The sequence below is a fragment of the Streptomyces sp. NRRL B-1347 genome (assembly GCF_000720325.1).
Taxonomy (GTDB): domain Bacteria; phylum Actinomycetota; class Actinomycetes; order Streptomycetales; family Streptomycetaceae; genus Streptomyces.
On sequence record NZ_JOJM01000061.1, the window covers coordinates 1 to 12,711 of the forward strand.

8 protein-coding genes are annotated in these 12,711 nt (G+C 70.6%); 6 read left to right on the plus strand and 2 right to left on the minus strand.

All coding sequences use genetic code 11. From position 1 onward, the window contains the following. The 3 genes from IG74_RS54475 to IG74_RS48225 all read left to right on the plus strand — a co-directional run. Positions 1-1,633, plus strand: a 1,633-nt coding sequence (locus tag IG74_RS54475) for an alpha/beta fold hydrolase (protein WP_030685547.1), incomplete at its 5' end; no start/stop codon positions are given. A gap of 74 nt (positions 1,634-1,707) precedes the next feature. Further along, positions 1,708-2,946 (plus strand): MFS transporter, encoded by a 1,239-nt coding sequence (locus IG74_RS0135055; RefSeq protein WP_051856006.1) that lies wholly within the window; start codon positions 1,708-1,710, stop codon positions 2,944-2,946. A 50-nt stretch (positions 2,947-2,996) separates the two neighbouring features. Next, positions 2,997-3,479 carry a hypothetical protein gene (locus IG74_RS48225; protein WP_051856008.1) on the plus strand — a complete coding sequence of 161 codons (483 nt, stop codon included), beginning with the start codon at positions 2,997-2,999 and terminating at the stop codon, positions 3,477-3,479. Between the two features lie 435 nt (positions 3,480-3,914). On the opposite strand, the gene IG74_RS0135070 is transcribed toward IG74_RS48225, so the two are convergent. Beyond that, positions 3,915-5,324, minus strand: a complete 1,410-nt coding sequence (locus IG74_RS0135070) for a M1 family metallopeptidase (protein WP_051856009.1) — start codon at positions 5,322-5,324, stop codon at positions 3,915-3,917. Between the two features lie 715 nt (positions 5,325-6,039). Here IG74_RS0135070 and IG74_RS0135075 point away from each other — a divergent pair. The 3 genes from IG74_RS0135075 to IG74_RS0135090 all read left to right on the plus strand — a co-directional run bounded on the left by IG74_RS0135075 (position 6,040) and on the right by IG74_RS0135090 (position 10,738). Beyond that, on the plus strand, positions 6,040-6,945 hold the full coding sequence (locus IG74_RS0135075; RefSeq protein WP_030685556.1) for an alpha/beta fold hydrolase: 906 nt from the start codon (positions 6,040-6,042) through the stop codon (positions 6,943-6,945). 526 nt (positions 6,946-7,471) lie between these two features. Further along, complete coding sequence (locus IG74_RS52340; RefSeq protein WP_051856010.1) at positions 7,472-7,936, plus strand: NUDIX domain-containing protein; 465 nt, start codon at positions 7,472-7,474, stop codon at positions 7,934-7,936. Positions 7,937-8,755: 819 nt separating this feature from the next. After that, positions 8,756-10,738, plus strand: coding sequence for an ABC transporter ATP-binding protein (locus IG74_RS0135090; RefSeq protein WP_030685561.1), 1,983 nt, complete (start codon positions 8,756-8,758; stop codon positions 10,736-10,738). 1,067 nt (positions 10,739-11,805) lie between these two features. Here IG74_RS0135090 and IG74_RS0135100 read toward each other — a convergent pair. Next, complete coding sequence (locus IG74_RS0135100; RefSeq protein ID WP_030685564.1) at positions 11,806-12,528, minus strand: dienelactone hydrolase family protein; 723 nt, start codon at positions 12,526-12,528, stop codon at positions 11,806-11,808. Positions 12,529-12,711 lie beyond the last annotated feature (183 nt).

A 12,711-nucleotide genomic window follows, 5' to 3' on the forward strand; every position in this document is an offset into this window, starting at 1 on the left:
CACGGTCCCGATCGGCCGTCCGGTGTGGAACACGCGCCTGTACGTTCTGGACGCACATCTGCGCCTCGTCCCGCAGGGAGTCGTCGGCGAACTGTACGTATCCGGTGAGGCGTTGGCGCGCGGCTACCTCAAGCGCCCGGGTCTGACGGCCGAGCGTTTCGTGGCTGATCCGTTCACGATGGGTGAGCGGATGTACCGCACGGGCGACCTGGTGCGCTGGGGCGCCGACGGGCAGCTCGTGTTCGTCGGTCGTGGCGACGACCAGGTCAAGCTGCGCGGCTTCCGCATCGAACCCGGCGAGATCGAAGCCGTACTCCTGCGACACGAGAACGTGCGGCAAGCGGCCGTCGTCGTCCGCGAGGACCGGCCCGGGGACAAGCGCCTGGTGGCGTACGTCGTACCGGAGACGACCGACGCGGCGGACCCGGCCGGGCTGCGCGCGTACGCACTGGGCCTGCTGCCCGACTACATGGTGCCCTCGGCCTTCGTGACCCTCGACGCCCTGCCGACCACGCCCAACGGGAAGCTGGACAAGCGGGCCCTGCCCGCGCCCGTGCTCCCGGCCGGGGGTGGGCGCGGGGGCGCGGGGCGTGCTCCGAGCACCCCGCAGGAGCTGGTGCTCTGCTCGCTGTTCGCCGACGCGCTCGGCGTGCCGGAGGTCGGTCCCGACGACGACTTCTTCGTGCTCGGCGGGCACTCGCTGCTCGCCGTACGCCTGATGAGCACGGTGCGGAGGACGTTCGGCACCGAACTCGGTCTGCGGGCGCTGTTCGAGACCCCGACCGCCGCCGGAATCGGCGCACGGCTCGGCGAAGGAGCCGCCGACAACGCCCTGGACGCGCTCCTGCCGCTGCGCACCACGGGCAGCGCGGCACCCCTCTTCTGCGTGCACCCCGTCCTCGGCCTGAGCTGGAACTACGCGGCCCTGCTCGAACACCTGGACGCGGAGCGACCGGTGTACGGCCTACAGGCGCGCGGCATCACGGAGCCGGACGCCCGGCCCGCCTCCATCGAGGAGATGGCCGAGGACTACGTCGCCCGCGTACGGGCCGTGCAGCCCGAGGGCCCGTACCACCTGCTCGGCTGGTCGCTCGGCGGCACCGTCGCGCACGCCATGGCGCGGCTCCTGGAGAAGGACGGCGAGCAGGTCGCCTTCCTCGCGCTGCTCGACTCCTACCCAGTCGACGACGCCGCCAAGGACCCGGCCGTCCTGGACGCGGAGGCCGAGGACGAAGTGCTCGCCGCGCTGCTTCCCGGAGCCGGAAGCGCGGTGCGCGACCTGGTCGAGCGCGGCGCGGACCGCCGTGACGTCTTCGCGCTGCTGCGCGCGGAGCAGGCGCAGCGGCTCCACCTGGACGAGGGCACCGTGGCCGCCGTCCTCGACACGGCCGTGCACAGCAGCCGCCTGATCCGCGACCACACGCCCGGCAGCGTCGACTGCGACGTCCTGTTCGTCACCGCCGCGCGGAGCCGCCCGGCCGACGCGGTCACGGCACGGGAGGCCTGGCAGCCGTACGTGGCGGGCGCGATCGTCGAGCACCGCGTCGACTGCCGCCACGCCGACCTGCTCGGACCCGAGGGGACCGCCGCGTTCGGCCCGGCAGTCGCCGAGGCCCTCGACGGCGACGCATGACCCTCTAAGGGCTCTACTCAGGGCTCCGCGCGACCCTCAGCACCGCGCAACCCTTCAGAAAGGAAGCACACCGCATGGGACGGCTCCTGGCCGACCGCACTGTCCGATGGCTCATCCTGGGACAGCTCTGCGCGATCCTCGGCGACACGATGCTCTGGCTCGTGGCGGGCATCTGGGTCAAGGAGCTGACCGGCAGCAACTCCGCCGCCGCGGTCACCTTCTTCCTGGTGATCGTGGGAACGCTCTGCGGACCGGTCGGCGGCATGACCGCCGACCGGTACCGCAGACGCCCGCTCCTCATGGGCCTGTACCTCGGTACGGCCGCCGTGGTGGCGTCGCTGCTCCTGGTCCAGGACAGCGGGCAGATCTGGCTCATCTACGTGGTGATGCTGCTCTACGGTCTCTCGTACAGCTTCGTCGACCCGGCGCAGGCGGCCTTCCTGCGTGTGCTCGTGCCCGAGGACCGGCTCGCCGACGCCAACGCGCTGACGCAGACGGTCAAGCAGGGCCTGCGCCTGATCTCCCCGATCGCGGGCGCCGGCCTCTACGCGGCACTCGGCGCGCACGCCGTGGTCGCAGTGAACATCGCGCTGATGCTGGCCGCCGTCGCCTTCCTGACGTTGGTCCGTCACCAGGAGAGCAAGCCGGAGCGCAGCGGCGACAGCTGGCTGCGGGAGATGACCGAAGGGGTGCGGCACCTCGCGCGGACGGTCGTCCTCCGCCAGCTCGCCATCGCGAGCGCGCTCACGATGGTCGCCATGGGCCTGGCCGAGACGGTCGGACTCGCCGTCGTCGACGACGGCCTCGGACGGGCCCCGTCGTTCCTCGGCGTGCTGCTCGCCGGGCAGGGCGCGGGCGCCATCGCGGCCGGGCTCACGGCGGCCCGCATCGGGCGGCGCATCGGCGAGGGCAGGCTGGTCGCCCTCGGCATGACGGCCTTCGCCGCCGGGGCGCTCCTCCAGACCGTTCCCTCCGTGGCCGCCGTCGCCGCGGGCATGGTCCTGTGCGGCGCGAGCCTGCCCTGGATCGCGGTCGGCCTGACCACAGTCGGCCTGCGCCACACCGCGCCCGAACTCGTCGGCCGGGTCTACTCCGGGTTCAACCTCATGATGACCCTGCCGCAGCTGCTGGCCATGGCCTGCGGCGCCGCCCTCATCGCTGTGGTCAACTTCAAGGTGCTGCTCGTGGTGATGGCGGCGGTCGTCCTCACGGCGGCCGGATACCTCTTCACCCGCAAGGAGCAGCGGTGGACGGCCCCCGCCGCACCCGTCGACACCGCGCCCGAGCCGGTCCGCGAGGCCGACCCCGTGTGACCGGCGAGCCGTCTCCGGCCGCGGGCGGCGCCAAGAGGAGGAGTGACCACGTGCACCAGACGAGTGGCGAGCAGGCGCGGCGGCGCGCCGGGGGGCAACCCCCGGCGCGCCGCCGCGCGCCGCGCCTGCCCCGCGCCCTGCGCGCGCTGCCCCCCGCCCCCCGCGCCGCGATCGTCTTCATCGCCGCCGTCATGCTCTACGGCGCATGCGTACACGTCGTCGACCTCGCGCTGTGGGGCTTCCGCTCCCGTACCTGGGCGCCGACGTGGCTGAACGCCTTCTGGAACTCACTGATCGTCCTCGACTCCCTCTCCGGCGCCCTCCTCCTCAAGGCCCGCCGCAGCGGCCTCCACCTCACCTGCCTGACGATGCTCGCCGACCTGGCGTCCAACCTGTACGCGGTGTACGGCGTCCGCCACACCACCCTCGGCACGGGCGCGGCCGACGTCATCCTCCTCCTCGCCTTCGGCGCGTTCGTCCTCACCACAGCACCATGGCTGCACCGCCACCTGCCCGCGAGAACACGCCCGTGACGTCGAACGCTGCGCTCTGCGGTGCGCTCAGCCCTTACAGCGCTGAGGCCATGGGTAACCAATTTGCCTGGCGAACTCCCTTGATCCCCCAGAGAGTTCGGTCCTCCTGGCGCACCGAACCGCGCCAGCCAGTACGGCATCGACTACACCCCGACCTCGTACGCGGCAACGAGTGCTGACGACAGCTTCACGAAGTGCTGCACGGCATCTCGGGCCCGCGCGCCGAGTTCATCCAGTTCCGTCTCGCCGGATGCCTTGTGCACCCTGGCGGTCAGCCTCACGTGCGGCTGCTCTGCGTTGGAACAGATGCGTCATGGCGGCGCCGAGCAGCGTCCCCAGGACTGCGATCAAGGTGGCGAGAACAGTGTCCACGGGGGTAGGACACCACAAGGCCGTCCGCGCGCCCAGGTGGTTGACGGGCGCGCGGATCCGCTCTCAGGTGTCCTTGGGCTTCGACTCACCGAAGAGCCATGTGTCGAAGACCTTGGTGAGATCTTTCCCTGCCTTCGCTTCGCACAGGGCGATGAAGTCTTCCGTGTCAGCGTTCTTGTGTCGGTGGCGCTTGGTCCAGCTCCGGAGGATGTCGAAGAAGGTCTTGTCGCCGACGGCTTCGCGCACCTTGTGCAGTGTCATGGCGCCTCGGCCGTAGACCGGTGAGTCGGAGACCCGGTCGGGGCTGGGCGGGTCAGTCGGTGGGAAGTCCCAGATGCCTTCGCTCTCGGGGTGGGTGCCGTCGTAGAAGGACTCAAAGATCTCCTGGGCGCTCTCGCCCTCGTGGTCCTCCTGCCAGAGCCATTCCGCGTAGGTGGCGAAGCCTTCGTTCAGCCACATGTCCTTCCACCGGCGTGGAGTGACCGAGTTGCCGAACCACTGGTGTGCGAGCTCGTGGACCAGCAGCGTGTCCTCGGGAGCCGAGTCGAAGTACGGCTTGGTCTGGGTCTCCAGCGCGTAGCCGAGGTCGGGAAGGTGATCGACGACCGCACCGACGGAGGAGAACGGGTAGGGCCCGAAGCGCTCGTCGGCCCAGTCGGTGATCTCGGGCACCAGGTCCTTGACCTCTTCGGCGTCCTCGGACTCGTCAGGATCGACGGCGACGTAGACGGGCAGGTCGTCGGAGGTCCAGCCCTTGTGGATCTCGAAGTACCCGACGGCCACGTTGGCGAGGTAGCTCGCCATGGGCTCATCGCTGTGCCACCTTCTGGTGACGCGGCGGCCCGTGTCCTCTTCCTTCTTCAACTCCCCGTTGCTGACGACGTCGTACGGATCGCCGTCCTCGTCCTTGGGCACGCTGACCGTGATGTCGTACGTGGCCTTGTCGGAGGGGTGGTGGTTGCCCGGGAACCAGGTCATGGAGCCGGTGGGCTCGCCCAGGGCGGTCGCCCCGTCGTCCGTCTCGATCCAGCCCTCGGTGCCTCCGTCGGAGTGCTCGATCATCTTGGGCGTGCCGTCGTACGTGATGGTGGTCTTGAAGGTCTCGCCGTTCTTGATCGCCTTCGTCGGCGTCAGGGTCAGCTCGTTCTTCTCGCGCGTGAAGCGGGCGTCTGTGCCGTTCACGGTGGCGGTACGCACCTTGAGTCCGGCGAGGTCGAGGTTGAACCGGCTCAGTCCCTGGGTGGCGCGCGCGGTGAGGGTCGCGGTGCCTTGGAGGCGGTTGGTCTCGGGAACGTAGTCGAGGGTGAGGGCGTAGTGGGAGACGTCGTACCCTCCGTTGCCGAGGGTCGGGAAGAGGGCGTCGCCCACTCCGGCCGCCCCGGGCCTGGCAGTTGGCGAGGACGAGCCGGTGGTGTGGGGTGCGGAACCGGTGCAGGCCGTGGTCATGGCCGCGAGCAGCACAGAGGCCGCCATCCAGTACACGGGACGGGGGATGACGGAACGCTCCTTCACAGCGACTGGACGGCGATGCGCCGCTCTGGTCCATCGAGAACGACGTGCTGCCCTGGCGAGTCGGAGGCACGCTTCTCTGCTGACTTCGCTGTGCTGTCGCTGCCGCACGCCGAGTCGGCCGGCGTCCCCGCAGTCACAGCGGCGGCTGCGGCTGCGCATCGCCGCCCCCGCCTCCTGCCTCCACCTGGGTTCATTCCCGTGCTCTCCCATCGATCGTGCGGCACGAAGAGGTAGAGCCCCGTGGCCTCCACCAGGTTGTCTCACGGGACGTAAAGGAATCTTTACGCTCGATCACGTCGGTCAGGTCCTGAGTACTCACGGCTAGGCAGCACGACACGGGGACCCCGGTTGGTTCCCATCCTGCCGGGAGCCTCGCGCGATCCAATCCTTGGCCCGTGCCAGCGGGAGAGCCGGTGCGGAGGGCTCTGATCCGTTTCCCTGCCGCGGGGTAGCCGGCCCAGGCTCTCTACAACCATCGAGGCGTCCTCCTGCGTCTGTAGCCGTGTGCCCCCTCACCTGCGGCAGGGCATGACCTAGCAGGCCCCGCCGCACGGGGACGCGCCAGGTCACCACCGCCCGCAACCGGAAGCCGCGCTGCCGCATCAAGCCGTATCAAGCTGCATCGAGCTGCATCGAACCGCAGCAAGCCGTATCGAGCCGCATCAAGGAGACGTCCGTGCCCGAGACCCCCTGCACCTACGTCGGCCTGCCGCGGCCCGACGGCGCCCGCCTTGCCCTGGAGCTGCACGGGCCGTGCGACCCCGACCTGGTGCTCGTCCTGGCCCACGGCTGGCAGGCGACCTCCGCCATCTGGGACAAGACCGTGGCACAACTGGCCCGGCCCACCACCCTCGTCGTGCGCTACGACCAGCGCGGACACGGCCGCTCCACCACCGGTACCGCCAGGCCGACGATGTCGCTGCTGGCCGACGACCTCCAGGCCGTCATCGACGCCACCGCGCCCGAGGACGTGCCGGTCGTCCTCGTCGGTCACTCCATGGGCGGCGCCGCGGTCCTCGCGCTGGCCGAGGCCCGCCCGCACCTCATCGGGGACAAGGTCACCGGGGCCCTGCTGGTCGCCACCAGCAGCGGTGGCCTGGACCTCGCCGGCGCCGGGCACCCGCTGCGGTCGCGGCTGGTCGGCCTGTTGCGCCACGCCATGGCCGGCGTGTGCGTACGAGCCCCCGGCATGGCGTACCGCCTGCACAACCTCTGGCAGCCGCGGCTGAGTACACAGCCGCCCATGGATGTCGCCGCCCGCTGGTTCAAAGCACTGATGCGCCACAACGTCACTCAGCTGGAGGCCTTGCGGCGCGTCCCCGTACACATCCTGGTCGGGGAGAACGACCCCACCATTCCGCCCGCCCATTCGCACCGCTTGGCCGAGCAGATCCCCACCGCCCGGCTCCACGTCGTTCCGCGCGGCTGTCATCGTCTGCCCACCCGCCACTCGTCGTCCGTCGTCGAGGTCGTGGAGCTCGCCTGTTCCGAAGCGCTCCAGCACCTCCATGAGGCAGGCAGTGAGCCCGTCGACACCACGACCGGCTTGGGCCCGGCGGAAGTTCACACGCCGCTCGTATGACCGACCGGGGGAACGTGAGCCAAGGCCTCCGAGCCACCGCCGACCCGGCCGCCCTCGCCCCGGCAGCGCGGCCTCGTCGGGCTGCCCGGTCGGCCCCCGCGCGCGAGGCCTGACGCCGAAGAGCCGGGCCGCTCCGAGGACCGCACACGAGGCCGCGCAATCACTGATTCGTGTTCGGTTCACGGTCAAACACCCATCTGCGTGATCGAACATGTGCGACTGCCGCTCCATGTGGGCCCTGAACGCCAGAAGCGCACATTCACTCGAAAACTTCGCTCTCGCCGCCCCCGAACGTGCCCCGCCCGAGACCGTTAGTCCGAGCACCTGTCCGAGAGTGACGTCAATTGGGAGGCGCCATGCACCACGGCACGCACCGCACACGCGAGCAGCGGACCTTCGAACAGAGCTGTCCCATCGGACGGCCCGTGCGCCTCCTACCTCCCCCCGGAACACGAACGGCGAGCACCTCTGGAGCGCGTGGGAGCCGTACAGCGGGGACCTCCGAAACAGGGCTGGGGGCGCAGGCATGACCCCGACCACCACGCCGTACACGTGTGTCGTACAGGTCCTCGTCCTGCTCTACCGGCAGGACGGCCGCGTGCTTCTGCTGCGCCGGGCCGAGCCGTCCTACCGCGGACAGCTCACCCTGGTGGGAGGACACCTAGAAGACGGCGAGTGGTACGACCAGGCGGCCTGCCGGGAGGTACGCGAGGAGGTCGGCGTCCGCGTCGACCCCAAGCACCTCGAACTCGCCTGCACCGCCCACCTGCAGACCCCGGACGGCCAGCGGCGCCTGGCGCTCCTTCTGATGACGCAGTCCTGGTCGGGCGAGCCGCGCAACTGCGAACCGCTGCGGCACACCGCCCTGGTATGGGCCGATCCCGGTGAGCCGCCCGCACAGGCCCACCCGTTCACGCGCGCCCTCCTGCGGCAGTTCGTCACCGGGGCGCCGCGCGCCAACATCAGCCTCGCCAAGGAGGGTTGGACATGAGCGGTACCTCCGGCCCTTCCGGTCCGCCAACCCCCGCGGCACCAGCTGAGCCGGGGCCCGCCCGTGTTCTGACGGCACCCCCGGGTCCCACGACGTGGGCGAGTGCGCTCGTCTTCGACGACGCCGACCGGATCCTGGTCGTCGACCACCAACTGCCGGACGGCGATGGCGAGGGCGAACCCCTCGGAGTGGCGTACGTCTTCCACGCCGGTCCACTCACTGAGGAACCGGTCGCGCGCCTCCGCTCCGCCGGGGAAACAGGGCGGGCCGTGCGGTGGCCGACGCCCAGCCAGGCCGCCGGACGGTTGCCGCGGCAGGCTCGGTGCCGTATGCGCGCAGGCGTGGCGGCCCTGCGCGATGGGAGCGTGGCCCACTTGGAGGCGGGCGTACCGCACCGCGGCTCTCCCGTCGGGTTGCGGCCCGGCCCCAAGGCCCTGACCGCGGCGTCGAGGCGCCCGAGCTCGCCCCTCACAGGCAGCGAGAACCTGGCCGAACCGCTCAGCTGTTCGCCGCCCCGCGCGAGCCGGACGACGACCACCCGATGCCCCCGCACCTGCGGTCCGTCGTCGACCGATGGCTGCACTCCTGCGCACCCGCGGGCGCCACAGCGTGACGGGACCCGCCCGCGAACCCTCTCATTCCCGACCGTGAAGGAGCCCTGGTGGCCCGGCCCCTGGACCTGATCGCCCACCACCATCCGCCCACCTGCGACGGCCCACCCCGCCCCCTGCCCTCGTACGGAACGAGACCCGTCCCCACGGCGCAGCAACCGTCCGCCCCGACCACAACCATGGCCCCTGCCTCAGCCCGGAGGTTGCCATGAGCAAACGCACCACCCGGCCTGACAGCGAACAGCCATCGGTCTCGGAGTCCGAGCGACTGCTGTTCGGCGGGCAGCTGGAGTACGACATGGGCTGGAACACCCACCACGGATCCTGGCTGCGCCTCTCGCTGTGGGCGATGGCCCGCAGCCTCCCCCGACTGGTGATCACCGCGATGAGGCTGGCCCGCTGGGCGGACCGGCGCGCGCTGCGTACCGTGGCGGTGGCCGAGATCGCCCTGGGGATCCTGCAAGCGGTCTCCCTGGTGGCCGTCAACGCCGTGCTGGGCCGCATGCTGACCACCGGAGCGATCACCGACCGGATCACTCAGGCCCTGCCCGCCTTGGCCGTGGTCTCCGGGGCGGCGGTGGCGGGGGCGCTGTGCACGGCGGCGTCGACCGCCGCGACCGGCACGCTGGAGCCGAAAGTGCAGCGCGTGGCCACCGAGCGCTACCTCACCCTCGTCTCCCGCGTCGAACTCAAGGCGATCGAGGACGACGAGTTCCACCGCCTCCTCGACTCGGCCGCCTGGGGCGCGGAGTCCGCCCGCCGGATGGTCAAGTACACGACCAGCGTGGTCAACGCGCTCATCTCCCTCGTCGCCGCCGCGGGAGTCCTGACCGTCCTGCACCCGGCTCTGCTGCCGCTGCTGGTCGCGATGACGCTCCCCAGCGCCTGGGGAGCGATGACCAAGGCCCGCAGGAGGTACGTCAGCTTCCACCAGTTCGTCCAGCACGCCCGCGCCGCGCAGCTGCTGATCCGGCTCCTGATCGACCAGAACGCGGCTCCGGAGATCCGCCTGCACGCGATGGGCCCGTTCCTGCTGGAGCACTTCGAAGGAATGGCCGACACCAGCGAGCGCGAGCAGGCCAGACTGGCCCGGCTCGACGCACGCACCGGCCTGCTGGCCGCCGCCGCGACGGGGGCGGCGACCGCTGTCACCTACGGCATGCTCGGACTCCTGCTGTGGACCGGAGCGATGCGCCTGTCCGTGGCCGGGACCGCGGTCCTCGCCATCCGCACCGGCTCCGAGGCACTGCGCCGCTGCGTCCTGCAGATCTCCGACGTCCACCAGGAGAGCCTCTTCGTCGGCGACTACGAGCGGCTGTGCGAGGAGGCGGGCCGTCGGGCCATTCCCACCAGCGGGCAGAGCCTTCCCGAACGCGTACGGGAGATCCGCTTCGAGGACGTGTCCTTCACCTACCCCGGCAAGGACACTCCGGCGCTCACCGGGATCGACCTGGTGCTGCCCGCGGGCCGGACCATCGCCTTGGTGGGCAGCAACGGCTCAGGCAAGTCGACCCTCGTCAAGCTGCTGTGCGGACTCTACGCACCGGACGAGGGGCACATCTGGTGGGACGACGTGGACGCCGCCCAGGCCGACCGGGCGCAGATCTTCGACCGCGTCGCCGCCGTCAACCAGGACTTCTACCGCTGGCCCTTCACCGCCCGCGTGAACATCGGCATCGGCCGCCCCCGCCGCTCCTTCGACGACGGGCCCATCATGGCGGCCGCCCGCTACTCGGGAGCCGACGCCGTCATCGACGAACTGCCGTCCGGCCTCGGTACGTTGCTCCAGCGCGGGTACAAGGGCGGGCAGCAGATCTCCGGCGGCCAGTGGCAGAAGGTCGGCATCGCCCGCGGCCGCTTCCGCTCGGGCGAGGTCCTCGTGGTGGACGAGCCCACCAGCGCCCTCGACCCGGTCGCCGAACAGAAGATCTTCGACCAGATCCACGCCCTGGCCGAACAAGGCCAGACCGTCGTCCTGGTCACCCACCGCCTGCACAGCGTCCGGCACGCCGACACCATCGTCGTCCTCGACCACGGCCGCGTCATCGAACACGGCACCTTCGACCAACTCATGGACCCCCACACCTCGAAGGGCGCCTTCCGCACGTCCTACCTCCTGCAGTCCAGCGCCTTCGACCAGAGCCCAGCCCCACAACACGACCACCCACCAGCCGCCGCCCAGGACGGCTGACAGCCACAGATCCACCGCCCCGCCCGCGCCGCCACAGCGGCACGGGCGGGGCCCATCGCCATGTCTCGACGCCCGCGGTGACGGTTCCGCCCCCGCCCACCCAGTCACTGCGACCACCAATCCGGCGCACCTACGTGGTCACAGCACTAGCCAGCTCTTCCCGCTGCCTCCTCGCAGGCCTGGCTGTCCCGCAGAGCCAGCAGTGACAGGTAGTCGCCTCCCTCGTGCGTGCGGTGCGTTACTTGAAGGTTCCAGGACCCCTTGGTGAGCGACGTCAAGCCGGACTCCTTGGAGGTGTGGCGATCAGTGACCTTCCATCCGAGCTTGCGGAGAGTGCTCACGACCGCGTCGACCTGCGCATCCTTTGTAGGTGAGAACGTGGCCCAGTCCACTGCGCACCTCTTCATGGCGTCGTCCATGGGCACGTCTGTCTCCGGCCCTGCACCGGCGCCCTCGGCAGCAGCCCTCAGATCTGAGCGGACAGCCGACTGCCCCCACTTCCTTGAAGCCGAATCCGCCGGTGTGGCCTCGGCCTTGCCCCCAGCGCTTCGAGGCTGATCCTCACTGCACCCGGCCACCAGCAGTAGTACAGCGGCAGCCACCCCTAAGCCAGCAACCCGTCTGTGCGCTCGATCGCCCATCGTCTTCCCCACCCCTATCCGACACCCCGGCACCCCGACACGCTGCACGAGGCGCCATGGAGTGTCGCACGACCTTACGGAGGGCTCACTCGCCGCCTAGCCCTGCCTAGAGGCGACCTGGTCGAGCGTCTTCGCCACGAACATCCAGGACTGGCCTGGCGCTTGAGCCCTCATCCGACGCGAAGAGCGCTCCCCTACAACTACGGCCGAACCTGGCGGTTGTGTGCAGCAGGCATGAGCACATCGACGGTAACGAGCAACAGCAGCCCCAGCCCGCCCAGGACGATCAGCGCAAGCCTTGCTCATCCTGCCGCCTCGATTGTCGCCCCGATCGGCCTGTACCGCCGCGATCGGGGCGGCCGCGCATCCACCGGCCGCCGCCATCGAGGAAGGCCAGCACCTGCCCTCGATGGCGGCGGCCCGGTCTCACTTCAGGTGCCGGTCGTAGAACCGGTTCGCGTCCTCCCCCTCGAACCACGGCGTGCCGGTGTGCCCGCCCAGATTGGCGTGCAGCGTCTTCTCCTTGGTGCCGAAGGCGTCGAACAGGTCAAGGGCGCGCTGCCGGGGGTTTCCTTCGTCGTCCCACTGCAGCAGGAGGAGCAGCGGAACGGAGACTCGCCGGGCCTCCTCGCGCTGGGCGCGGGGTACGTAACCCCCGGCGAAGAACCCGGCGGCCGCGATGCGTGGCTCGGTCACCGCGAGCCGGATACCGAGGGCCATCCACCCCGAGTACCCCACTGGGCCGCCGATCTCGGGCAGCGCGAGGAGGGCGTCCAGGGTGGTCCGCCATTCCGGGGCCGCCTTTTCGACCAGCGGGCCGACGAGGGACTCGAAGATCTCGTCGACCGGCTCACCGGCCTGCATCGCCCGCCGCAGCTCGGCCCGTGCCTGCTCGTCGGCGGCGGAACGGGGCCGGTCACCGCACCCGGCGGCGTCGATGGTGGCCACCGCGTATCCGTACGCCGCGGTGTGCCGGCCCCGGGCCACCAGCCGGGCTTGGCTCTTGGGCAGACCGTTGTTGTGGGCCATCAGGATCAGCGGTGCCGGTGCGGCGGATTCCGGAGTCCACAGGGTGCCGGGGATCTCGCCGAGGGTGAATTCGCGCTCAACGACGCCGACGTCGAGGCGTTGCTCAGAAGTGAAGCGCATGGTCGTGCCTTTCGGGAGTGCGCAGAGCGGCGCTCCCGGACGACCTATCGCCCGACCGTGACCCCGGAGGGGAGCACCCATGTCAATGGTGTGTTCACGGGTACCACCTCCTCGTTCTCTCGCACGGCCTCCGGAAACGTAGCAGCGGTCGTCGCGGCCCGCCAACAGGTTTTCGCGGAGGCT

Coding starts and splice junctions, on each gene's coding strand:
- IG74_RS0135055 (WP_051856006.1), top strand. CDS start 1,708: ATGGGACGGCTCCTGGCCGACCGCACTGTCCGATGGCTCATCCTGGGA.
- IG74_RS52340 (WP_051856010.1), top strand. CDS start 7,472: ATGACCCCGACCACCACGCCGTACACGTGTGTCGTACAGGTCCTCGTC.
- IG74_RS0135090 (WP_030685561.1), top strand. CDS start 8,756: ATGAGCAAACGCACCACCCGGCCTGACAGCGAACAGCCATCGGTCTCG.
- IG74_RS0135070 (WP_051856009.1), bottom strand. CDS start 5,324: ATGGCGGCCTCTGTGCTGCTCGCGGCCATGACCACGGCCTGCACCGGT.
- IG74_RS0135100 (WP_030685564.1), bottom strand. CDS start 12,528: ATGCGCTTCACTTCTGAGCAACGCCTCGACGTCGGCGTCGTTGAGCGC.